The organism is Streptomyces sp. AC550_RSS872 (genome assembly GCF_019049285.1).
In the GTDB taxonomy this organism is placed as follows: Bacteria; Actinomycetota; Actinomycetes; order Streptomycetales; family Streptomycetaceae; genus Streptomyces.
Genome location: NZ_JAGMUL010000026.1, coordinates 308517 through 328187, shown reverse-complemented (window position 1 = coordinate 328187; position 19671 = coordinate 308517). Strand labels below are relative to the sequence as shown.

23 protein-coding genes and 1 tRNA gene are annotated in these 19671 nt (G+C 71.2%); 10 read left to right on the top strand and 14 right to left on the bottom strand.

From position 1 onward, the window contains the following. Positions 1-93 precede the first annotated feature (93 nt). From KUM44_RS13175 to KUM44_RS13155, 5 genes are all read left to right on the top strand, one after another. Complete coding sequence (locus tag KUM44_RS13175) at positions 94-912, top strand: alpha/beta hydrolase (protein ID WP_217208010.1); 819 nt, start codon at positions 94-96, stop codon at positions 910-912. A gap of 120 nt (positions 913-1032) precedes the next feature. Then, entirely contained in the window at positions 1033-1515 is a 483-nt protein-coding gene (locus KUM44_RS13170; RefSeq protein ID WP_217208009.1) for a Dps family protein, read from the top strand. Between the two features lie 78 nt (positions 1516-1593). Beyond that, positions 1594-1926 (top strand): DUF3140 domain-containing protein, encoded by a 333-nt coding sequence (locus tag KUM44_RS13165; RefSeq protein ID WP_217208008.1) that lies wholly within the window; start codon positions 1594-1596, stop codon positions 1924-1926. Beyond that, entirely contained in the window at positions 1923-2570 is a 648-nt protein-coding gene (locus KUM44_RS13160; RefSeq protein WP_217208007.1) for an endonuclease, read from the top strand. Before KUM44_RS13165 ends, KUM44_RS13160 begins: the two co-directional genes overlap by 4 nt. Before the next feature lie 78 nt (positions 2571-2648). Further along, positions 2649-3479 (top strand): SAM-dependent methyltransferase, encoded by an 831-nt coding sequence (locus KUM44_RS13155; protein ID WP_217208006.1) that lies wholly within the window; start codon positions 2649-2651, stop codon positions 3477-3479. Positions 3480-3516: 37 nt separating this feature from the next. Here KUM44_RS13155 and KUM44_RS13150 read toward each other — a convergent pair whose 3' ends face one another. The 8 genes from KUM44_RS13150 to KUM44_RS13115 form a co-directional block, all read right to left on the bottom strand. Continuing rightward, on the bottom strand, positions 3517-4206 hold the full coding sequence (locus KUM44_RS13150) for an SDR family oxidoreductase (RefSeq protein WP_217208005.1): 690 nt from the start codon (positions 4204-4206) through the stop codon (positions 3517-3519). Further along, the gene (locus tag KUM44_RS13145) at positions 4203-5078 is read right to left on the bottom strand and encodes a cupin domain-containing protein (RefSeq protein WP_217208004.1); all 876 of its coding nucleotides are present in this window, start codon (positions 5076-5078) and stop codon (positions 4203-4205) included. Before KUM44_RS13145 ends, KUM44_RS13150 begins: the two co-directional genes overlap by 4 nt. Continuing rightward, a complete protein-coding gene (locus KUM44_RS13140) occupies positions 5075-6427 on the bottom strand; it encodes an amidohydrolase family protein (protein ID WP_217208003.1) in 1353 nt (450 codons plus the stop codon). Before KUM44_RS13140 ends, KUM44_RS13145 begins: the two co-directional genes overlap by 4 nt. Before the next feature lie 22 nt (positions 6428-6449). Then, positions 6450-7430: an alpha-ketoacid dehydrogenase subunit beta gene (locus KUM44_RS13135; RefSeq protein ID WP_217208002.1), complete on the bottom strand. Its 981-nt coding sequence runs from the start codon at positions 7428-7430 to the stop codon at positions 6450-6452. Next, positions 7418-8395, bottom strand: coding sequence for a thiamine pyrophosphate-dependent dehydrogenase E1 component subunit alpha (locus tag KUM44_RS13130; RefSeq protein WP_217208001.1), 978 nt, complete (start codon positions 8393-8395; stop codon positions 7418-7420). Before KUM44_RS13130 ends, KUM44_RS13135 begins: the two co-directional genes overlap by 13 nt. Beyond that, positions 8395-9735: a Xaa-Pro peptidase family protein gene (locus KUM44_RS13125; protein WP_217208000.1), complete on the bottom strand. Its 1341-nt coding sequence runs from the start codon at positions 9733-9735 to the stop codon at positions 8395-8397. Before KUM44_RS13125 ends, KUM44_RS13130 begins: the two co-directional genes overlap by 1 nt. 45 nt (positions 9736-9780) lie before the next feature. Beyond that, a complete protein-coding gene (locus KUM44_RS13120) occupies positions 9781-10419 on the bottom strand; it encodes a helix-turn-helix domain-containing protein (protein WP_217207999.1) in 639 nt (212 codons plus the stop codon). A gap of 90 nt (positions 10420-10509) precedes the next feature. Then, complete coding sequence (locus KUM44_RS13115) at positions 10510-10707, bottom strand: hypothetical protein (RefSeq protein ID WP_374202031.1); 198 nt, start codon at positions 10705-10707, stop codon at positions 10510-10512. 49 nt (positions 10708-10756) lie between these two features. On the opposite strand from KUM44_RS13115, the gene KUM44_RS13110 reads away from it, so the two are divergent. From KUM44_RS13110 to KUM44_RS13095, 4 genes are all read left to right on the top strand, one after another. After that, positions 10757-11605: a hypothetical protein gene (locus KUM44_RS13110; protein ID WP_217207998.1), complete on the top strand. Its 849-nt coding sequence runs from the start codon at positions 10757-10759 to the stop codon at positions 11603-11605. 198 nt (positions 11606-11803) lie between these two features. After that, positions 11804-12613 (top strand): SAM-dependent methyltransferase, encoded by an 810-nt coding sequence (locus KUM44_RS13105; protein WP_217207997.1) that lies wholly within the window; start codon positions 11804-11806, stop codon positions 12611-12613. Between the two features lie 76 nt (positions 12614-12689). Beyond that, positions 12690-14000 (top strand): glutamine synthetase, encoded by a 1311-nt coding sequence (locus tag KUM44_RS13100; RefSeq protein WP_217207996.1) that lies wholly within the window; start codon positions 12690-12692, stop codon positions 13998-14000. A gap of 42 nt (positions 14001-14042) precedes the next feature. Beyond that, on the top strand, positions 14043-14570 hold the full coding sequence (locus tag KUM44_RS13095) for an NUDIX hydrolase family protein (RefSeq protein ID WP_217208146.1): 528 nt from the start codon (positions 14043-14045) through the stop codon (positions 14568-14570). Positions 14571-14685: 115 nt separating this feature from the next. On the opposite strand, the gene KUM44_RS13090 is transcribed toward KUM44_RS13095, so the two are convergent. After that, positions 14686-15036, bottom strand: a complete 351-nt coding sequence (locus KUM44_RS13090; RefSeq protein WP_217207995.1) for a DUF2218 domain-containing protein — start codon at positions 15034-15036, stop codon at positions 14686-14688. Positions 15037-15305: 269 nt separating this feature from the next. Between KUM44_RS13090 and rox the strand changes: the two genes are divergently transcribed. Further along, positions 15306-16733, top strand: coding sequence for a rifampin monooxygenase (gene rox / locus KUM44_RS13085; RefSeq protein ID WP_217207994.1), 1428 nt, complete (start codon positions 15306-15308; stop codon positions 16731-16733). Between the two features lie 65 nt (positions 16734-16798). Here the strand turns inward: rox and KUM44_RS13080 are convergent. The 5 genes from KUM44_RS13080 to KUM44_RS13060 all read right to left on the bottom strand — a co-directional run bounded on the left by KUM44_RS13080 (position 16799) and on the right by KUM44_RS13060 (position 19649). Continuing rightward, positions 16799-16872, bottom strand: a tRNA-Pro gene (locus KUM44_RS13080). Between the two features lie 192 nt (positions 16873-17064). Next, positions 17065-17424 carry an MmcQ/YjbR family DNA-binding protein gene (locus KUM44_RS13075; RefSeq protein WP_217207993.1) on the bottom strand — a complete coding sequence of 120 codons (360 nt, stop codon included), beginning with the start codon at positions 17422-17424 and terminating at the stop codon, positions 17065-17067. A gap of 176 nt (positions 17425-17600) precedes the next feature. After that, complete coding sequence (locus tag KUM44_RS13070) at positions 17601-18113, bottom strand: GNAT family N-acetyltransferase (protein WP_217207992.1); 513 nt, start codon at positions 18111-18113, stop codon at positions 17601-17603. After that, positions 18110-18700, bottom strand: coding sequence for a helix-turn-helix domain-containing protein (locus KUM44_RS13065; RefSeq protein WP_217207991.1), 591 nt, complete (start codon positions 18698-18700; stop codon positions 18110-18112). The genes KUM44_RS13070 and KUM44_RS13065 overlap by 4 nt, the downstream gene beginning before the upstream one ends. Before the next feature lie 46 nt (positions 18701-18746). After that, complete coding sequence (locus tag KUM44_RS13060) at positions 18747-19649, bottom strand: LysR family transcriptional regulator (RefSeq protein WP_217207990.1); 903 nt, start codon at positions 19647-19649, stop codon at positions 18747-18749. Positions 19650-19671: the final 22 nt, after the last annotated feature.

The following is a 19671-nucleotide window of genomic DNA, read 5'->3' as shown; positions in this document are numbered from 1 at the left end:
AGCACCGCTAGTTTTGGACTATAGACCGACCCGCCGCGCCCTGGGAAGATCCTCGGGAACCTTCACCGACGAAGCCGGAGGGGACGCGGAGACATGGCCGACGCGCGCGAGCACGCCATCGAGGGAAGCCGGGGAACGATCGTCGTACGAGAGTGGCCGAACCCTCGAGCCCGCTACCTGGCGCTGGTGGTGCACGGCTACGGCGAGCACGTCGGCCGGTACGCCGAACCGGCGGAGGTCCTGGTCGCACACGGGGCGGCCGTGTTCGGACCCGATCACGTCGGACATGGCCGGTCGGCGAGCGAGCGCGTGGTGATCGAGGACTTCGAGGACGTGGTCGCCGATGTGCACACGGTCGTCGGGCTGGCCCGGGCCGCGCATCCGGACGTGCCGGTCGTCATGATCGGGCACTCCATGGGCGGTCTGATCGCGGCCCGCTATGCCCAGCTCCACGGCGCCGGGCTCGCCGCCCTGGTGCTGTCCGGTCCCGTGATCGGCGACTGGGAGCTGCCCCGGCGGCTGCTCGCCCTGGACGAGATCCCCGACACGCCCATCAGCCCGGCCTCGCTCTCCCGTGACCCCGGGGTGGGTGCGGCGTACGCGGCGGATCCGCTGGTCTGGCACGGGCCGATGAAACGGCCGACCGTGGAGGCGTTCGCCCGGATGCTGGACACCGTGTCCACTGAGTCCGCGAGCGGCGGCATCGGGTCTCTGCCGCTGCTGTGGCTGCACGGCGACGACGACCGGTTGGTGCCACTGCCCGGCAGCCGCGTCGGCATCGAGGAGCTGCGCGGAGACGAGACGACCGAGCGGATCTACGCGGGGGCCCGGCACGAGGTGTTCCACGAGACGAACAAGGCGGACGTCTTCACGGACCTGGTCCACTTCCTGGACGGTGTGCTCGCGCACTGAGACGCGACGCGTTTGCGCCGGTTCCCCTGGGGCACCCGCGCCGGCATGGGGTGGTCACGGCGCCGCGCCACTGCGTACCGGCCATGACCAAGCCGCAAGGACCAGAAGGAGGAGCCCGGTATGACTGTCGTCAAGAGCACGCTGCCCGAACCGGCCCGCCGGGTCGCCGGGGAGGCCCTACAGAGCACGCTCGTCGATCTCCTCGGCCTCTCGCTGATCGGGAAGCAGGCGCACTGGAACATCGTGGGCCCGCGCTTCCGCTCGATCCATCTCCAGCTCGACGACGTGGTGTCCGTGGCCCGCTCCTACGCCGACACGGTCGCCGAACGCTCCGCGGCCCTCGGTCTGCCGCCCGACGGCCGGCCGGAGACCATCGCCGCTGCCTACACGCTGCCCGGCCCCAAGGAGGGCTGGCTGCGCGACACCGAGGTCGTCCAGCTGGTGGTCGACGCCCTCGCGGCGGCCACAGTGCGGCTGCGCGAGCGCATCGACGCGACCGCCGAGCCGGACCCGGTGACACAGGACCTGTTGATCGCCATCACGAGCGAGCTGGAGAAGCAGCGCTGGATGTTCGACGCCGAGAACTGGCCGCGCGACGAGTGACAGACCCGTCCGGAGGAGCCGTACGGTCGGCAGAGGCCGTACGCCGTACACGCATCGCACTCGGCAAGGAGGGACACCATGACCGACGCCCTCGAACTCGACACGCTGTGGCAGGACTTCCACCGCGTGGTGAACATGACCTCGCAGGAGCTGGCCGCGTGGCTGCGGGTCAGTGACGCGGACGAGGAGACCGAACCGCTGCCGGACCAGGCGGGCACGCCGACCGGGCAGCACGTCCTCGCGATCCTCCAGAAGCGGCGCACGGACCTCACGGACGACGACATCCAAGTCATGTACGACGTCGTGGACACCGTCGCCGAGGAAGCGGACCTGGAGAACGAGCCCGAGCCCGAACAGACCCGCCGTCGGCATCAGTTGATGACGATCGGCCACGATCCGCTGAAGCCGTGAGCGACGACAGGCGGGTGGTGCGAGAACTCGTGCGCGCGCACGGGCGGACGTTCGCCGAGGAGGCGGGCATCCCGCTGAAGGACACCCCCCAACCGCTGTACCGGCTGCTGGTGCTGGCCCATCTGCTCAGCGCCCGGATCCGCGGCTCGATCGCGGTCGACACCGCCCGCGCCCTCTACGACGCGGGCCTGCGCGACCCGCGCCGGATGGCCGACGCCGACTGGCAGGAGCGGGTCGACGCGCTGGGCCGGGGCGGCTACCGGCGCTACGACGAGCGTACGGCGACCCAACTGGGCGACGCCGCCGAGCTGTTGAACGACCGATGGGGCGGTGACCTGCGGCGTCTGCGCAAGGAGGCGGACGGCGATGTCACCGAACTGCGCAGGCTGTTGCGGGAGTTCCCGGGGATGGGTCCGGCCGGCGCCGACATCTTCCTGCGTGAGGCCCAGCGGGTCTGGCCGGAAGTGGCGCCCCGTCTGGACGGCAAGGCGCTCTCGGGCGCGCGGCGGCTCGGTCTGCCGGAGGACGCGGACCGGCTGACCGCCCTGGCCGGAAACACCGAACCCGCCGTGCTGGCCGCCGCGTTGGTGCGGGCCGCGCTCGACAAGGAGGTGGCCGAAGACAGTCTCCGTCGGGCCGCATGATCGTGAAAGACTGCTCGGACACGCTGTTGTCGAACACCGTCCAGCACCGTCCAGCACAGTCGAGCACAGGAGGCCTGCGTGACCGGGACCGAGCCGGCCGTATCGCGGATCGACACGAGCAGGCCGCACCCGGCCCGGGTGTACGACTGGTTCCTTGGCGGCAAGGACAACTACGCGGTCGACGAGGAACTCGGGCGAAAGATCACCGCCTTGCAAGGGGACGCTCCGCGGCATGCGCGGGCCAACCGCCGCTTCATGGAGCGGGCCACGCGGGCCGTCGTCGGGGAGACGGGGATCCGGCAGTTCCTCGACATCGGTTCCGGCATCCCGACCGAGCCCAACCTGCACCAGATCGCCCAGTCCGTCGTACCGGACGCACGCGTCGTGTACGTCGACAACGACCCGATCGTGCTCGCTCACGCGGCGGCCCTGCTGCGCGGCACCCCGGAGGGTGTGACCGAGTATGTGCAGGCCGACGCGCGTGAGCCGGAGCGGGTCCTCGAACAGGCCGCGTCCGTCCTGGACTTCGACCGCCCGGTCGCCCTGTCCCTGATCGCGCTGCTGCACTTCATCGCGGACGACGACGGCGCCCACCGACTCGTGGACACGTTGGTCGGCGCGCTGGCGCCGGGCAGCTGTCTGGTGCTGTCGGCGATGACGGCGGACTTCGATCCGGAGAACGTTCGCCGCGGCATCGCGGCCTACACCGCGAGCGGCGTGACACTCGTGGCCCGTTCACACGCCGAGATGGGCCGCCTCTTCAAGGGACTTGACGTGCTGGAACCGGGGATCGTCTCCCTGTCGGACTGGCGGCCCTCGGCGGCAGAGAACAGCGGGGACGAGGGGCCCGTGTCGCTGTACGGCGCGGTGGGGATCAAGCCCTGGGTCAAGCCCTTCATCGAGCCCTGACCCAGCCCTGATCCAAGCCCTGTTCCAAGCTCTTGGCTCAGCCGAGCAGCCACCCTCCGTCCACGCTCAGTTCGACCGCGTTGACCGACCCGTTGCGCAGCAGGAAGTCCACGGCGTCGACCACGTCGGCCATGGTGGCCAGCCGCCCGGTGGGGGTCTCGGTGCGCAGCGTGGCGAGCACCTTCTCCGGCTTGGCCTGCCAGTAGGGGCTGTCCCCCACGACACCGGGGTGGACGGCGTTCACCCGGATCGGCGCGAGTTCGACGGCGAGGGTGTTCATCAGGCCGCGCACGCCGGCGTTGACCGTCGCCACCGTCGTCGCGCCCGGGTAGGGCCGTTCCTTGGCCTGCCCGCCGAACAGCACGATCGCGCTGTCGTCGTGCATCCGGGACGTCAGGGTGTGCACGACCTCGGTGTAGCCGACGAGTTTGAGGGTGACGAGCCGCAGGGCGGCGTCGATGTCGTACTCGGTGACCTTGTTGTCGTCGCGGGAGACGCCCGCGAGGACCAGGTGGTCGACGCGCCCGATGTCGGCCAGTGCGGCGGCTGTCTCCCCCGGCCGACCGAGGTCGAGGGCGGTTCCGCGGGCTCCGAACTCCTTGGCGATGGTGTCGGCACGGTGGCCGTCGCGGCCGGTCAGGACGACCTCGTCCCCGCGCCCGGCCCGCATCCTGGCGAACTCAAGCCCGATCCCTGACGTACCGCCCACCACGAGGACGCTGCTCATGACTCCAGGACCTCCCTCAGATACTCCCAGTCCCGTGTGAACCGGTAGGAGTGGCGCGGCGGCGGCTGCGGCGCCTGGGTCTCCAGCCAACGCAACGGCCCCTGACCGGCGTTGGCGAAGCCGTGCACACAACCGGCGCCCGCCCAGGCACAGTCGCCGGGACCCAGCCGGTACCGCTCGCCGTCGAACACCGCGTCCGCCTCCCCTTCGAGGAACAGGTACGTCTCCTCGAAGGGGTGATCGTGCGTGCCGGCGACGCCGTCGGGCGCGTACTGCACCATGAACATGGTCGAGGCGACCGCACCGAGGTCGCTGTCGACCATCATCTTCACGGTGATCCCGCTGTACACCAGCAGCGCGGTGCGCATGCTCGCCGAGACCGCGAGCAGGTCCTGCGACTGTTTGCCGGGGTCCATCTGCGCGACCTCGAAGTGGCCGAACGACCGGGTGCGCGGATCGCGGACGTCGATGCGGACGGGGTCGCGGTCGGGCAGCGCCGGCACCGGCTGGGTGTCGTACCCGTAGCGGGCCCGCGGCACGGGAGCGAGCATGTCGGCCCAGCGCCCGCCCATGTCCCCGGCGCCGCGCCAGGCGTGCGGGACTCCGGTCGGGAGGAGGCCGTAGTCGCCCTCTTCGAGCAGGTACGCCCCTTCGGGCACGTCGAGGATCACGGCCCCGTAGAGCACATGGAAGCTCTCCTCGTACGAGTGCACATGAGCCGCGACCCGGCCGTCGGCCCGTATCCCGCACAGGCCGAAGCCCGTGTGCGCGCTGCCGTCGCCCTCACCGACCAACTCCCGTCGCCGATAACCGAGTTCGTCATACGGCTGCTCCGGGACGTCGGCGGCGCGGCGCACCAGGTGTCGGGTCATGCGGCGCTCCTCGCCTCCTTGGCGGCCAGGAGCCGGTCGCGGGACTCCTCGACCAGGCGCCGGGCGCGGTCGAGGTCGGCCAGGAGCCTGCCGTCGCGCTTGCGGATCACGCCGTCGACGATGACGGTGTCGACGTTGGAGACGTCGGCCGACAGGGTCACGGCGGCTGCCGCGTCGTGCACGGGGGCGACGTTCAGCGCGGTGGCGTCGATCGCTACGACGTCGGCGCGCCTGCCGGGGGTGAGGGAGCCGGTGCGGTCCTCGACGCCGGCGACGTGGGCGCCGTTGCGCGTGGCGATCTCCAGCATCTGACGTGCCGTCAACATCGTGGCCGGCACGGGCAGGTTGGCCTTCCAGCAGTCGGCGTTGACACGGGCGCGTTCGGCGCCGAAGGCCGCGCGGATCTGGGTGAACATGTCGCCGGGCACGGTGGTGACGACGTCGATGCTGAGCGAGGGCCGCAGCCCGTACTCGATGGCCTTCATCACGGGCGGCCAGCCGTGCCCCATCTGCTGCTCGACCTGAGGGGCGATCGAGACCGTACCGCCGCTGTCGGCGACCAGCTGCCACTCGTCCTCGTGGAAGTAGCAGCAGTGGACGTAGGTGGTGTCGGAGCCGAGGAGTCCCAGGCCGTGGAGCTGTTTGACCATGCCGAAGCGGCCCGCCAGGCGGCCCATCGCCACGTGCACGGTGATCGGGATGTCCAGGTCGCGGGCGAGGGTCCACTCGGCGGTGACGACGTCGTCGGTGCAGAAGCCGGGGCCGCGGGTGGCCAGGGCCATGGTCAGCAGGCCGTCGTCGGAGGAGAAGTACGTGCTGCGGATCCGTCGGACGTCGTCGCCCGGGATCGCGATCTTGCTCTCGAACCAGTAGTCGGCGAGCGAGGTGTTGGCGCTTCCGTACGCGTACTGGGCGCGGATGCCGGACTCCGTGAGCGCCTGGATCGCGGCGTCCGGGTGGGCGGGCGTGTTGTTGATGTGCGACCAGTCGACGAGGGTCGTGATGCCGGCGTTCAGGCACTCCAGCGCCCCCGCGAGGTTGCCCGCGTACACGTCCTCCGGGGTGTAGAGCGGTGCGAAGGTGTCCAGAATGTCGACGAAGTAGTCGTCCAGGGTGGCGTCGGGGGCGACACCCCGGATCGGCGCCTCCCAGGTGTGGCGGTGGGTGTCCACGAAGCCGGGGATCACGATCCGGCCGGTCATGTCGAGCACTTCGGCGTCGGCGCTGATCTCCGGCCGGACCGCCGTGATCTTCCCGTCCTCGATGAGGACGTCCCCTTGTGGGAGGTCCCCGATGTCGGGGTCCATCGACAGCACGTGTCCTGCGCGCAGGAGTATCCGATGGGGCATCGTTCTTCCTCCCATGGGGTGTTCAGTAGGCGGCGAGGCCGCGTACGGCCGCCACGACCTTGTCGACGGTGGGGATGACCTCCACTTCGAGGGCGTCGGCGAACGGCAGCGGGACGCACTCCCCCGCCACCCGCTTCACAGGCGCATCCAGCAGGGCGAACCCCTCGTCGGCGACGACCGAGACGAGCGTGGCGCCCCAGCCGCCCTGGTACGGGTTCTCCTCGACGGTGACCAGCCGCGAGGTCCGCCCGAGCGAGGCGAGCACGGTACTGACGTCCAGCGGCACCAGGCAGCGCAGGTCGACGACCTCGGCCTCGACGCCCTCGGCGGACAGCAGTTCGGCTGCCTTCAACGCGACCGGCACCATCGAGGCGAGCGCGACGAGGGTGACGTCGGCGCCCTCGCGGACGACGGCGGCGCGGCCCAGCTCGACGACGTGGTCCGGGGGCGGGGGCGCGCCCTTGGTGGCGAGAAGCCCCTTGTGCTCGAAGAAGACGACCGGGTCGTCGCTGCGGATCGCCGCCGCCATCATGCCGATCACGTCGGCGGGGGTAGCGGGTGCGGCGATCTTCAGGCCGGGCACGGTCAGCGCCCAGTTCTCGGTGGCCTGGGAGTGCTGGGCGCCGAAACCGAGCCCGCCGCCGTTGGCGGTGCGCACGACGAGCGGGACGGTCACCTGACCGCCCGTCATGTACCGCACCTTGGGGATCTCGTTGGCGAGGTAGTCCCAGCAGCAGGCCAGGAAATCGGAGAACATGATCTCGGCGACCGGCCGCATCCCGGTCATCGCGGCGCCCATGGCGGCCCCCACGATGGCCTGTTCGGAGATCGGCGTGTCCCACACCCGCTCGGGCCCGAACTCCTTGAACAGCCCGACGGTGGTCTTGAACACCCCGCCCGCCTCGCCGATGTCCTCGCCCAGGCAGACGACGGCCGGATCGCGCCGCATCTCCCGCGCGATGCCCTCGGCGACCGCCTCCCGGTAGCTGATCACGTCCGCCACGCCGCACCCCCGTCCGCCCATACGTCGGTCAGCGCCTCGCGCGGATCGGGCGCGGGGCCCGACTTCGCGGCCTCAACCGCCTTCGCCACGAGGGACGTCGCTCGCTCGTCCGCCTCAGCGACCACCGCCTCCGGGACTCCCATCCCGACGAGCCGCCCCCGCGCCAGGTCCAACGGGTCGTGCTTCAGCCAGCGCTCGACCTCCTCGGCCGGGCGGTAGGCCGCCGGGTCGGCGCGGCTGTGACCGAAGTGCCGGTAGGTCTGCGCCTCCAGCAGCGCGGGCCCGTCTCCCGCCCGGGCCCGCCCCGCGAGCCGGGCCACCACGTCCTGTACGGCGACGACGTCGTTGCCGTCCACCACCTCGCCGGGGATGCCGTACGCGGGTGCCCGGTCGGCCGCCGGCCGGGGCACGGCCGTGACGTCGGCGATCGGCGTGTACTCCATGTACAGGTTGTTCTCGCACACGAACAGCACCGGCAGCTTCCATACGGCGGCCAGGTTGAGCGCCTCGTGGAAGGCACCGATGTTGGTGGCGCCGTCACCGAAGAAGGCGACCGCGATCTGATCGGTGCCGCGCAGCTTGGCCGACCAGGCGGCGCCGGCCGCCATCGGGAGGTGAGCGCCGACGATGGCGTAGGAGCCGAGCATGCCGGTGGAGGCCTTGGTCAGGTGCATGGAGCCGCCCTTGGCCCGGCACAGGCCCGTGGCCCGGCTCATGAGTTCGGCGAGACATTCCTCCGGGGTGGCTCCTCGCGCCATGGCGTGGTGGTGGCCGCGATAGGTGGCGAACACGTAGTCGTCGTGGCGCAGGGCGGCGCTCGCGCCGACGGCGATGGCCTCGTGTCCGGCGGCGAGGTGGGTGGTGCCCTTGACCAGGCCCTGGAGGAACAGGTCGTGGGCCGCCTTCTCCGTACGGCGGATGACAGTCATCTGCTCGTAGGCGGCGAGGAGTTCGGCCGATTCCATCAGCGTGTCCCGTCGCCGTGGGCGGTGTTGAGGTGGGACTGCGACTCGCGCCGGGTGTTGAGCTCGCCGCCGACCGTCCAGTACTTGCGGCCCGCGACCAGCAGTTCCTCCGCAGGGAACTTGGTGATGACCTCGCAGCCGTCGGCGGTGACGACCAGTTCCTCCTCGATCCGGGCGGCGGACCAGCCGTCGGCGGCGGGCCAGTAGGTCTCCAGGGCGAAGACCATGCCCTCTTCGAGGACCTCGGGGTGGTCGAGGGAGACCAGTCGGCTGAAGATCGGTTTCTCCCAGATCGACAGGCCGACGCCGTGGCCGTACTGAAGCGCGAACGCGGCCGTCTCGTCGGCGAAGCCGAACTCCTCGGCGCGCGGCCACACTTGGACGATGTCAGCGGTGGTGGCGCCGGGGCGTACGAGCGCGATGGCCTGGTCCATGTACTCACGGCAGCGGACGTAGGCGTCACGCTGGGCACCGGACGCGCTGCCGACGGCGAAGGTGCGGTAGTAGCAGGTGCGGTACCCGAGATGGCTGTGCAGGATGTCGAAGAAGGCGGGGTCGCCGGGGCGGATCAGACGGTCGCTGTAGACGTGCGGGTGGGGTGAACAGCGCTCGCCGGAGATCGCGTTGACGCCCTCGACGTATTCGCTGCCCAGGTCGTACAGCACCTTGCTGACGACTCCGACGCACTCGTTCTCGCGCACTCCGGGCCGCAGATAGCCGTACAGCTCCTCGTACGCGGCGTCCACCATCGCGCAGGCCTGGGTGAGCAGGGAGATCTCGTCCGGCGTCTTGATGCGGCGCGCCTCCAGGAAGAGCTGCTGTCCGTCGACGACGTCGATGCCCTCGGCGCGCAGGGCGGTGAGGATCGGCATCTCGGCGACGTCGATGCCGAGCGGTTCTCCGGCGAGACCGTGCTCGCGCAGCTCGGCGGCGATCTTGGCGGCCACGTCCTCGGCGATCCCCGCGTCCGGGTGGAAGGCGCCGCGCATGGTGGAGATACCGGCGCGGGCGCCGGTGGGCGGGCTGCCCTCCTTGCCGTCGCCGTAGTCGAGCCACGGGTTGTAGAGCTGGTGGTGGCGGGCGGCGGAGCCGAAGTCCCAGACGATCGGTTCGCCGCCGCGCACCAGCAGGGCGAAGCGGATCAGCTTGTCCATCGCCCAGGTGCCGATGTGCGTGGCGGTCATGTAGCGGATGTTGGCGAAGTCGAAGCTGAGCACAGCGCCCAGCTCGGAGCGGTTCAAGGTCTCGTTCAGGCGGGCCAGCCGCTGCCTGCGCAGCCGGTCGAGGTCGACACGCTCTTCCCAGTCGACGGCATTGGGTCCGAATGTGCGGATCGCCATGGCGACCACCCCCACTTCGGAGTGAACGACCGTGCGCCGCGAGTGTCAAGTGTCACTGAACACGAACCAGACGCCCACGGCCGGTACAGAACCATCATTGCGGTAGCGATGCGGGGTCGTCGACTCGAAGCAGACCGCGTCGCCGGGGCGCAGCGTGTACTCCTCGAAACCGAGGGTGAGGACCAGCTCGCCCGAGGTCAGACAGCCGTACTCGGTACCCGGGTGACGCATGAGACCACCTGAGCTGGAGGAGGCGCCGCCCGGCCGGTACGTCACCTGGAGGAAGTCGACGTCGGTGCCGGGAACATGACCGAGACGCTCCCACACCACACCCGAGTCCAGCTCCAGCACCTCCCGGTCGCCCGGCGTGACCAGCGGGCCGATCCGGCGGCCGGGGTCGGCGGCGAAGGCGGCCAGGGCGTGCAGGACAGTGCCGGGGGCCGCCGCCATGGGGGAGACAGCTGCGGATTCGCCCGCCTCGAAGAGGGACTCCAGGGAGATGCCGAGGGCGGTCGTAATGGCGTACAGGGTGCTGACCGACGGCTGGCTCTTGCCGTTCTCGATCTGCGAGACGAGGCTGGCCGAGACGCCGATCTCCCGGGCGAGCGCCCGCAGGCTCGTCCCGCGGGCGAGGCGCGCCTGCCGGATGCGCGCGCCGACCTGCGGCACGACGGCTGGGGACATCGGTGGCTCCTCTCGGCGCGCCCATCTGAGGCTCGTACGGTGTTCGCTCTCATTGAACAGCGAGCGGAGGCCGCGCGGTATCGAGACCGGTCAGGATTTCCGCGCCGGGAACACCGCCCGTACCTCCCACCCCGCCCCGCCGCGCGGCCCGGTGTGCAGTTCGCCGCCGAGTGCGGTCACCCGTTCCTTGAGGCCGACGAGGCCGCAGCCGCCGCCGTGTGCGGCTGCCGGGAGCTGAGTGTCGCCGGGGCTCACTCGAACGGGCCGGTGCCGGTGGTGGGCCGTCAAGTGCGGTGGTGCCCTGAGGACATTCGTTTCGTTCTCAGGAGGCACTCCGATGACCCGTCGTCCCACCCGACTCGTCCGCGTCCTCTCCTCGGCCGTGGTGGCGGGCACCCTGGTGACCACGGCCGCCTGCTCGTCCGAGGGTGACAAGGACGGTTCACGGTCATCGGGAGTCACGGCGTCACCCGCGGCCCGCAAGCAGCCGACCTACTCGCCGACCGCGTCACCCACGTCCTCCCCCACCGCCACCCTCACCGAGGCCGGTGCGCAGACGGCGCTGATCACCGCGGCGGACATCGAGGACGACTGGACGCAGGTCAAGGACACGGAGGCCGAGAACTGGCACGACAGCCTGCTCATCGGCACGGTCGACGTCTCGGACTTCGTCACCGCCCGGACCGACGCGGCCGACTGCCAGCGGCTCATGGACTCCCTCTTCGGCGACGACCTGCTGGGCAAGCCGTCGGGAGCGAACGCGCTGCGCGGCTTCACGCAGGACGACTCGCGTCTGCTGTACCAGGTCGCCGCCTACGACCGGACCGACCCGCAGGGCGCCTTGAACTGGATGGCGAAACTCCCGGACGAGTGCGACCAGTTCACGATGACCGAGAACGGCGAGGAGCGCACCGTCCAGGTCGTCGACACCTCGCTGCCCGACGTGGGCGACGCCCGTGAGGGCCTGCGCGTGACCGTGCAGGGCGAGACCGACGGCAACAACGCCACGCTGACCCTGGACATCGCCGCCGTACGCGTCGGGAACAACGCGATCACCGTCACGTCGGGCGGCCTCGACGGGGACGAGCACGACTCCATGGAGCAGGCGGTACAGCTCGGCACCCAGCGCCTCAAGGACGTCCTGGCCGGGAAGACGCCGGCCGCGAGCCCCAGCGAGATCGAGTAGCGGCCTCTGCGAGGTCGAACAGCGCGGTCCGGCAGATCGAACAGTCGGGCCCGGCAGCCCCCTCTCTCTCCTCGCACCGGCTTCCGCCCCGCCAACCACCCTGCTCGCTCTGCCGATTCACAGGACAGCGTGATCAACGGGGCGGCACAATGGCGGCGATGGCCGGTTTCGGTCGTGCGTGCGAGGAGAGGACGAGTCGTGAGTGATGGCCACACCCCGTCGGGCGGGTCGGCGAAGCTGAACACCGGTGTGGCGCACAACGCGCGCGTGTGGAACTACTGGATCGGCGGCAAGGACAACTACGAGGTCGACCAGCAGGTCGGCGAGCAGGTCGCCGGGATGTTCCCGATCATCCGGGACATCGCCCGCGCGGACCGAGAATTCCTCGGCCGGGCCGTGCGCTTCGTGGCCGAGGAGCGGGGCGTGCGGCAGTTCCTGGACATCGGCACCGGGCTGCCGACGGCGGACAACACCCATGAGATCGCCCAGCGCGTCGCCCCCGACTCCCGGATCGTGTACGTCGACAACGACCCGATCGTCCTGGTGCACGCCCGCACCCTGCTGACCGGCACCCGCGAGGGCGTCACCGCCTACATCGACGCCGATGTGCACGACCCGGACGCCATCGTCGAACGCGCCGCGCAGACCCTGGACTTCGGCAAGCCGGTGGCCGTGATGATGCTGGGCATCCTCAACTTCGTCCTCGACCACGACAAGGCCCGTGAGATCGTACGGCGCGTCCTGGCCGCCGTACCCTCCGGCAGCCATCTGGTCCTGACGCACCCGACCTTCGACTCCGAGCTCGGCGGCGAGGGCCAGATCCCGGCGATGAAGTTCTGGAACGAGAACGCCACGCCGCCGATCACGGCTCGCAGCGGCCCGGACATCGCCGCCTTCTTCGAGGGCCTGGAGCTGCTGGAGCCCGGCATGGTGTCCTGCTCGCAGTGGCGGGCCGCCGGCTCTCCCGCTCCGGTGCCGCAGTACGGCGCGGTCGCCGTGAAACCCTGACTCCCAGCAGGGACCGCACGAACCGGAACGAACCGGCCCCGACCGGCCGGGCTCGTCGAGGAGACCGGGAGGCCGTATGACCACCCTTGCCGACCCCGTCCCGGGAGGGCGTCCCGGTGACGTGGAGCGGGCCGACGCGCTGAGCGGCGAGCTGTCCGGGCGGGGCGTGCACCGGATCGTGCTGGCCTACGTCGACACGGCGGGCATCGGCCGGGTGAAGACGACTCCGACGGCGAAGCCGGCCTCGGCGGCGGCCTGGGGCGTGGGGATGTCACCGGTGCTCGACGCGTTCCTCGCGAACGACTCCGTCGTCACCACCGACGTCCTCGGTTCCCCGGACGGCGAGCTGCGCCTCTACCCCGATCTCGACCCGCTGGTGGAGCTGTCCACTCAGCCCGGCTGGGCGTGGGCGCCGGTCGACCGGATCACCCGGGAGGGCGAGCGGCATCCCGCGTGCGGCCACACCTTCCTGCGCCGGACGGTCCAGGAGGCCGCCGAGCGCCACGGCATCACCTTCGAAGCGAGCATCGAGATCGAGTGGGCCGTCGCTCGGCCTCCCGGCGCCGACGGCGAGTTCGTGCCGGCGGTGACGGGTCCGGCGTACGGTGCCACCCGCCAGGTCGAGTTGAGCGACTGCGCCGCCGATCTGCTGGCGGCGCTCGCACGGCAGGGGGTGGAGGTCGACCAGTTGCATCCCGAGTACGCGGCCGGGCGGTTCGAGCTGTCGGTGGCCGCGCTCGACCCGGTGGCGGCGGCCGACCGCAGCGTGCCGGTGCGGCAGACGATCCGGGCGGTGGCACAGCGCCACGGCCTCGCGGTGTCCTTCGCCCCGGCGGTCCTCGGGCAGGGTGTGGGCAACGGCGGCCACGTCCGCCTCTCCGCCCTGACCGCGGTGACCGCGGTGACCGCCCCGAGCCCGGCGAGCTATCTGCGCCTGAGGCCCTCGCAGTGGGCCGGGGTGTCCACCGCCTGGGGCCGGGAGACACCGGAGGCGCGGCTGCGCGTCGTCACGGGCACGGCGGGCCATCGCGGCCAGGCGGCCAACCTGGAGGTCAAGCCGGTGGACCTGGCCGCCAACCCGTACCTCGCCCTCGGCTGCCTGATCGCCGCAGGCCTGGACGGACTGACGCCGGACACCCGCCTGCCGGAGGAGATCACCGGCGATCCGGTCCGTCCGGGTACGCGGGAGGCGGCAGTCAGAGGTGTCCGGAGACTGCCGACCTCCCTCGGCGCAGCCGTCGAGGAGTTCCGTACGAACGAGCCCCTGCGCGCCGCGCTGGGCCCGGTCCTCGCCAACGCCGTCATCGCCGTACGGCTGGGACGCCTCTATGGACCTCCCTTACCCGCACCGGTCCCCGCCCCCGAACCCCGCCCGCACCGCGACTGAGCGTTCGCAATTCCCGGAAAGTATGATCAAGCAATGTCTGACATGACCGAAACCACGCCCGGCTGGCTGTCCTCCGACGAGCTGGAGCAGGCACGCGCCCGCATGCCGATCCTGTATGTCGAGGCCGTGCCCGTGCGCGTCGACGACAGCGGCGAGGTCACCAGCATCGGCCTCCTGCTGCGCATCGGACCGGACGGAACGGTCAGCCGCACCCTGGTCTCCGGCCGCGTACTGCACCACGAGCGGGTCCGCGACGCCCTCCTGCGCCACTTGGAGAAGGACCTCGGCCCGGTCGCGCTCCCCCGGGTCCCGACGTCCCTCCAGCCGTTCACCGTCGCGGAGTACTTCCCGACGCAGGGGATCACCGCGTACCACGACCCCCGTCAGCACGCGGTCTCCCTCGCCTACGTCGTCCCGGTCACCGGTGACTGCCGCCCCCGCCAGGACGCCCTCGACCTGGTCTGGTTCAGCCCGCAGGAGGCCCTGTCCCCGGCGGTGCAGAGCGAGATGCCGGGCGGACACGGGGTGTTGCTGAAGCAGGCGCTGGCCCATGTGGGCTGCGTGATCTGACCCGTCGCCGGGGGCGGGCATGTCCGTCGTCGTCGGCCACGGTCGGCGAGCCGCGCCGCTGCCGACCGGGCAGCGGCGTGCGACCACCCGGGTTGGGCGAGCGTAGAGCGCGCGCTCAGTCCGGACGGTGTGCCGCGTCCGGCTCGTCGCCCTTGCGCTGGGTCGTGCCGGGCTCGCCGCTGTCCCTGCGCCACTCCACCACCAGTTCGTCCTTGGCGCCGAAGCGGACGAGATGCCGGCCCACGACGTCCTCGAACAGCGCCAGGCGCTCGGCGTCGGCCTCCACCGACAGCAACAACGCACCCTCGACCGCGGTGAGGGTGCCGGTCCCGCCCTGGAAGACGATCCGGCCCTCCCCCGTCGCCTCGTCCCAGCTGGTCTCGCTGCGCCGGCCCAGGTGGGACGCGAGCTGCTTGGCGTAACGCTGCGGGCGGTCGGTGGCGACGCGGGCTTCGGAGCGGGGCATGGCGTACTCCCGAGGTGACGGTGGGGCGGAACGACTCCGATGGTGCCGCAGAAAGGCAGAGAGAGGGACGACGGGCACTGGTCCCGACCACCGACGTGCGCAAGCCATGAATGCGGTGCGGCCGCACGCCCCCGCAAAAGACAAAGGCAAGGAAGTCACCCACTCCTTGCCACTCTCAACATATAGCGCACCGGGGGGCTTGCGGCAAGGCCCCCGTCATGCCGCACAATCTCCGGCCGAAGCCAGTACCTGCGGGAATTGGGGTTGTGATGATCGACGTGATCGTGGCCGGCGGCGGACCGACCGGCCTGATGCTCGCCGCCGAGTTGCGGCTGCACGGCGTGCACGTGGTCGTGCTGGAGCGGGACGCCGAACCGCCCCCGTTCGTGCGCTCGCTGGGCCTGCATGTACGCAGCATCGAGGTGATGGCCCAGCGCGGTCTGCTGGACCGCTTCCTCGCCCAGGGGCAGCAGCACCCGCTCGGCGGGTTCTTCGCCGGTATCCACAAGCCGGCACCCGACCGGCTGGACACCGCGCATCCGTACGTCCTCGGCATCCCGCAGACCACCACCGACCGCCTCCTGGCCGAGCGCGCCGTCGAGCTCGGCACCGAGATCCGGCGCGGCTGCGAGCTGGTCGGGCTCAGTCAGGACGAGCACGGGGTGACCGTCGAGCTGGCCGACGGCACGCACCTGCGCTCGCGCCACCTCGTCGGCTGCGACGGCGGCCGCAGCACGGTGCGCAAGCTGATCGGCGTGGACTTCCCCGGCGAGCCGAGCAGGGTCGACACACTGCTGGGCGAGATGGAGGTGACCGCGCCGCCGGAGACAGTGACCGCCGTGGTGACGGAAGTCCGCAAGACCGAGAAGCGGTTCGGCCTCGGGCCGGTCGGGGACGGGGTGTTCCGGGTGGTCGTGCCCGCCGAGGGGGTGGCCGACGATCGCGCGGCCCCGCCGGCCCTCGAGGAGTTCAAGCGACAACTGCGGGTGTTCGCCGACACCGACTTCGGCGTGCACTCACCGCGGTGGCTGTCCCGCTTCGGCGACGCCACCCGGCTGGTCGAGCGCTACCGGGTCGGCCGGGTCCTGCTGGCCGGAGACGCGGCGCACATCCACCCGCCGGTGGGCGGGCAGGGGCTCAACCTCGGTATCCAGGACGCGTTCAACCTCGGCTGGAAGCTGGCCGCCGTGGTCGCCGGCTGGGCCCCGGCGGGGCTGCTGGACAGCTACCACGCCGAGCGGCACCCGGTGGCCGCCGGCGTGCTGGACAACACCCGGGCGCAGATGGAGCTGCTGTCCCCCGAGCCGGGTCCCCAAGCGGTGCGCCGGCTGCTGTCGGAGCTGATGGACTTCGATGACGTGAGCCGGTACCTGACCGAGAAGATCATCGCGACCGGGATCCGCTACGACTTCGGCGCGGGTCACGAACTGCTCGGCCGGAGGCTGCGGGACGTGCGGCTGAAGCAGCGCCGCCTCTACGAGCTGATGCACACCGGACGCGGACTGCTCCTCGACCAGACCGGCAGGCTCTCGGCGGCGGGCTGGGCGGACCGGGTCGACCATGTCGTCGACGTCAGCGAGGAACTGGACACCCCCGCGGTGCTGCTCCGGCCGGACGGCCATGTGGCGTGGATCGGCGAGGACCAGCGGGATCTGCTCAGCCATCTGCCCACCTGGTTCGGCGCCGCGACGGACTGAGCGCGCGGGTCCGGCCGACAAAAAGGGTCTTCGCAGGCTCTCGCCTGCGAAGACCCTTCGCACCGTCGGGACGACAGGATTTGAACCTGCGACCCCTTGACCCCCAGTCAAGTGCGCTACCAAGCTGCGCCACGTCCCGGTGCCCGTCTGACCTGGGGTTTCCCCCGGCCGAACGTGCATGGAAACAATACCGCACTCGGGTCGGTGGTCGCGCACTCGTTTACGCGTGGCCGTCGGCCGCACCGCGTCCCACCGGATTCAGGTCCGCTCCGTGCGCAGGCTCTCGACGTACAGACCGAGGTGTGCGACCACAGCGGGTGCGCTCCCGGTTTCACTCCCCCGTCGGCAGCCCCAACTCCGGGTACGCGTCCAACAGCCTCGACGGCGCCGCCTGACGCCAGGAGTCGGCGAGGATGTCGCGCAGTTCGTCCTCGCCCTCCAGGGCGGCGAGCCGGGCCCTCACCCAGGCGAACTGCGCCTCGTGGTCGGCGATCCAGAACTTGCCCGGCTCGGCCATGACCAGTTCGTCGCGCTCCTCCTTGGGGCAGCGCACGGCGATGGACGTCTCCTCCTCGGGCAACGTGGCGAACATCTTGCCCGCGACCCGGAAGGTGGGCATGCTCCAGGCGATCTTCTCCGTCGTGTCGGGCAGAGACAGGGCGATACGGCGTACGTCTTCGGCATCCGGCATGACACGCACGGTAGCCGCTGGCACTGACAATCACCTGGTGAGAGGGTGCCGAACAGGGTGGAAGCGGTCGGCCCAACTCGGGTTCTGCTCCGCCCTGTGGGGTGATCAACGACGGCGAGTGTTCCACGCGGCACTGACACCCCACCCGCCGCACCAGCCCTGCCCGCCTCGGCCGGTCACACGTGCTTGTAGTAGATCGTCGTCGGCCGCAGCACTCCGTCCGGCCTCGCCGCGTAGTCGGGGATCACCCCCGCCCGGATCCAGCCGGCCGAGCCGTACAGGCGCTCGGCGAGGCTGTCGGTCTCGGTGTCCAGGTGGAGGAGGGTGACGCCGGCGCTGATCGCCGCCTCTTCCGCGGTCGAAAGGAGGGTGCGGCCAAGGCCCCGGCCCCGCGCGCCCCGGTGCACCATCAGCTTGACCAGCTCGGCCCGGTGACGGCTGTTGGGCTTGTCGGCGAAGGCCAGACTGACCGTGCCGACGGTTCGCCCGTCCTTCTGCGCCGCCCATACGGCCAGTTGCCCCGTGGTCACGGCGGCAGCCCGTTCCTTCCACCAGGCCAGGGCCTCCGTACGGTCGAAGGGCGCGAGGAAGCCGACGGAGGCTCCGTTGGTCACGGTGTCCACCAGCAGGTCGGCCAAGTCCTCGATCCGCTCCAGCAGTTGGACTGCGTCCAGTCGCGTCACGGTCACGGCAGCACCACCGCCAGCACATACCGCACCGCCTCGGGTCCGGCGCACCGGAACCGCGTGGCCCCCCACACCCGCATCCGCAGACTGTCCCCGGCGTCGAGATGGTGCTCGGTCTCCTGAACCGTCACGTCGAGGGCCCCCTCCAGCACCCAGACGTGCTGCTCCAACCCCGGCACGGGTGGCCGGTCGTACGCGATGTCGGCGCCCGCCCCGAGCCGTCCCTCGACGAGTTCGGCGCGCAACCCGGTCTGCGGCGGCGACACCGATCGCCGTACGAACCCGGAGGTCCGGTCCTCCCACACCGGTTGCTCGGCCGCCCGTACCAGCAGCGCCGGCTCGGCCTCGACCTCGCTGAGCAGCTGGGACATGGTCCGCCCGTACACATGGCACAGGCGGTTCAGCAGCGAGGCGGTGGGGCTGATCTCCGCGCGCTCGGCCCGGGACAGGGTCGAGCGGCTGACGCCGCTGCGGTCCGCCAACTCGCCCAGGGACCAACCGCGTTCGGCCCGCAACTCGGCCAGGCGCGCGCCGAGACGGGCGTCGACGGGATCCAGGGCCGCCACGCCTTCCGCCTTTCCTCGTTTCATATCCGGGAAGCTATCCCAAATATGAAACGGTGGCGTTACGGAGCGCTCACTCCCCCGCCGCTTCCCGAAGCGCCTCCAGCACCGGTCGGATCAACGGGTGCTCCTCGGCGCCTCGCCGCACGGCCGCGAACACCCGTCGGGTGGGCGCCACCCCGTCCACGGGTCGTACGACGACTCCTGTGAGGTCCATGCCGCGCAGTGCGGAGCGCGGTACGAGGGCGACACCCGCGTCGGCCGACGCCAGGGCGACGACTGCGCGGAAGTCGTCCGAGGAGTGATCGAGACGCGGCTGGAAGCCGGCGTTCTCGCAGGCCAGGACGACCACGTCATGGCAGGGATTGCCGCGGTACGGCCCGATCCAGGGGTCCTTGGCCAGCTCCGCGAGAGGGACCTCGGCCGTGTCGGCCAGCCGGTGGCTCACCGGGACGACCGCGTCGAAGGGCTCGGCGTACAGCGGCACGTGCGCCAGGCGCGGGTCGTCGGCGGGCGGCGCCCCCCGGTACTCGACGGCCACCGCGATGTCGACCTGCCGGTCCAGCAGCATCGGCAGGCTGGCGTCGCCCTCCGCGTCCTGGACACGGATGCGGATACCGGGGGACGTCCCGGCGAGCCGCGCCAGCGCCGGCGCGACGACCTGGGCGATACCGGTGGCGAACGAGGCGACGGTGACCGTGCCGGCCGCGCCCGAGTCGTACGCCGCGAGCTCCGCTTCCGCCCGCTCCAGCTGGGCGAGGACGGCGTTGGCGTGGTTGAGCAGGATCTCGCCGGCCGGGGTCAGCCGTACGCCCTTGGCGCCGCGTTCGACGAGGCGGTGGCCGGTCTCCTGTTCCAGGGCCGTGAGCTGCTGGGAGACCGCCGAGGGGGTCAGATACAGCGCGGCGGCAGCCGCCGTCACCGTGCGGTGGTCGGCCACCGCACGGAGGATGCGGAGCCGCCGCGCTTCGATCATGAGATCGATTATCGCAAGGTCC

Bases quoted from the DNA above. Each gene is read 5' to 3' on its own strand.
- KUM44_RS13060 (WP_217207990.1), bottom strand. From the start codon at position 19,649: ATGATCGAAGCGCGGCGGCTCCGCATCCTCCGTGCGGTGGCCGACCAC.
- KUM44_RS13065 (WP_217207991.1), bottom strand. From the start codon at position 18,700: ATGAAACGAGGAAAGGCGGAAGGCGTGGCGGCCCTGGATCCCGTCGAC.
- KUM44_RS13170 (WP_217208009.1), top strand. From the start codon at position 1,033: ATGACTGTCGTCAAGAGCACGCTGCCCGAACCGGCCCGCCGGGTCGCC.
- rox (WP_217207994.1), top strand. From the start codon at position 15,306: ATGATCGACGTGATCGTGGCCGGCGGCGGACCGACCGGCCTGATGCTC.
- KUM44_RS13110 (WP_217207998.1), top strand. From the start codon at position 10,757: ATGACCCGTCGTCCCACCCGACTCGTCCGCGTCCTCTCCTCGGCCGTG.
- KUM44_RS13150 (WP_217208005.1), bottom strand. From the start codon at position 4,206: ATGAGCAGCGTCCTCGTGGTGGGCGGTACGTCAGGGATCGGGCTTGAG.
- KUM44_RS13175 (WP_217208010.1), top strand. From the start codon at position 94: ATGGCCGACGCGCGCGAGCACGCCATCGAGGGAAGCCGGGGAACGATC.
- KUM44_RS13130 (WP_217208001.1), bottom strand. From the start codon at position 8,395: ATGGAATCGGCCGAACTCCTCGCCGCCTACGAGCAGATGACTGTCATC.
- KUM44_RS13145 (WP_217208004.1), bottom strand. From the start codon at position 5,078: ATGACCCGACACCTGGTGCGCCGCGCCGCCGACGTCCCGGAGCAGCCG.
- KUM44_RS13095 (WP_217208146.1), top strand. From the start codon at position 14,043: ATGACCGAAACCACGCCCGGCTGGCTGTCCTCCGACGAGCTGGAGCAG.
- KUM44_RS13165 (WP_217208008.1), top strand. From the start codon at position 1,594: ATGACCGACGCCCTCGAACTCGACACGCTGTGGCAGGACTTCCACCGC.
- KUM44_RS13100 (WP_217207996.1), top strand. From the start codon at position 12,690: ATGACCACCCTTGCCGACCCCGTCCCGGGAGGGCGTCCCGGTGACGTG.
- KUM44_RS13125 (WP_217208000.1), bottom strand. From the start codon at position 9,735: ATGGCGATCCGCACATTCGGACCCAATGCCGTCGACTGGGAAGAGCGT.
- KUM44_RS13090 (WP_217207995.1), bottom strand. From the start codon at position 15,036: ATGCCCCGCTCCGAAGCCCGCGTCGCCACCGACCGCCCGCAGCGTTAC.
- KUM44_RS13075 (WP_217207993.1), bottom strand. From the start codon at position 17,424: ATGCCGGATGCCGAAGACGTACGCCGTATCGCCCTGTCTCTGCCCGAC.
- KUM44_RS13140 (WP_217208003.1), bottom strand. From the start codon at position 6,427: ATGCCCCATCGGATACTCCTGCGCGCAGGACACGTGCTGTCGATGGAC.
- KUM44_RS13120 (WP_217207999.1), bottom strand. From the start codon at position 10,419: ATGTCCCCAGCCGTCGTGCCGCAGGTCGGCGCGCGCATCCGGCAGGCG.